The sequence below is a fragment of the Ruthenibacterium lactatiformans genome (assembly GCF_000949455.1).
Classification (GTDB): Bacteria; Bacillota; Clostridia; order Oscillospirales; family Ruminococcaceae; genus Ruthenibacterium; species Ruthenibacterium lactatiformans.
Genome location: NZ_JXXK01000094.1, coordinates 1 through 1,508, shown reverse-complemented (window position 1 = coordinate 1,508; position 1,508 = coordinate 1). Strand labels below are relative to the sequence as shown.

1 protein-coding gene is annotated in these 1,508 nt (G+C 55.4%); it reads right to left on the bottom strand.

Annotation, left to right across the window (positions count from 1 at the left end):
- Window positions 1-534: 534 nt before the first annotated feature.
- Complete coding sequence (locus tag TQ39_RS19835) at window positions 535-1,365, bottom strand: carbohydrate ABC transporter permease (RefSeq protein ID WP_009322414.1); 831 nt, start codon at window positions 1,363-1,365, stop codon at window positions 535-537.
- Window positions 1,366-1,508: the final 143 nt, after the last annotated feature.

Sequence of the window (1,508 nt, the reverse complement as noted above, 5' to 3'; positions counted from 1 at the left end):
CGGTTGTGTGATGGTATCGGGAAAGGCGCCGCGCACCGCGGCGCTGTCTGTATTGCACCATGCTTCCAGGCTCATGCCTCGCATACCGCTGTGTTCACGTCAAAGCCTGGTATCTATGCCGCTAAACGCATAGCTGCGACAGCGGCGGGCCTGAGGTTAGTATACCATGTTTCTAAACTCACACTTCGCGTACCGCTCGTGTTCACTAAGAAACAGGGTATCTATGCCGCTAAACTCATGCTTCGCCTGCGGCTCGCATTCGTTAACCGGACATATTATACCATGACGCCGCGCAGCGGCCACAACAAAACCGCACATGCTGCGGTTGTGGATGGTTCAATGTTCTCAAGGCCCTGTGCGCCGGCACAGAAGCGTGTGCTTTGCACACGCGCAGCCGCGCAAGCGGCGGCTTTGAGGTTATTATACCATATATGGCCGCCCCGTGTACCGGCGGGGCGGCCATAACTTTACAATTCCTATAATAAAAAACCGTGCTGCGCGCTCCGGCGGCCCCGCGGGGGCTGTAAAAACAGGTCAGCCCTTTACGCCGGAGGCGGAGATGCCGCCAATGATATATTTTTGCAGGAAGATAAAAATCACGATGACGGGAAGGATGGACAGCACGGAGGCTGCCAGGATAGAACTCCAGTCAACGCCCAGATTGCCGATAAAGTTTTTGATGGCGATCTGGATGGTGTATTTCTTTTGATCAGACAGCACCAGCAGCGGCAGAATGTAATCGTTCCAGCGCCACATAAAGCTGAAAATGGTGAGCGTCACGGTGACGGACGAACCGAGCGGGAACATGATGCGAGTGAAGATCTGCAGCTCGTTCGCACCGTCGATGCGCGCGGCCTCCACGAAAGAGAGCGGGATGGACATATAGTGCTGACGGTACATGAAGATACCGGTGGTCGTGGTGACGACGGGAAGGATGACGCCCCAGATGTTGTTGTACAGGCCCAGCGCGCTGATGACGGAGAACTGGGGCACGGTGAGCGTCTCGCCCGGGATGAGCGTGCCCAGCAGGAACACGCCGAACACCAGGTTGACATACTTGATCTCAAAGCGGTAGATGGCCAGCGCGTAACCGCACATGGAGCTGATGACCAGCGTGATGAGCGTGCCTACGACAGCCAGGAACAGGCTGTTCTTTACATAACCCATGAAGCCGCCCGCCAGCACAGAGGCGTAATGCTCGACCGTGGGGTCCTGGGAAAACAGGTGCAGCGGATAGCTGAACAGCTCGCCCGAAGGCTTGAAGGAGCTGAGCACCATCCAGACGATGGGAAACACGACGATTACCGCGATGAGCACGGAAAGAACCGTAAGGGGAATGCTTACCTTCTGTTTGCGTTCAGCCATCAGGTCTCACCTCCGTTGTTGACTTTGAACTGGGCGTATGCGATCAGCGCAAACACGATCATCACGACAGTGGAAATAGCGGACGCATAGCCGTATTCCATCTGATTGAAGCCCTTGTCAAAGATGTACTGGATGATATAGGT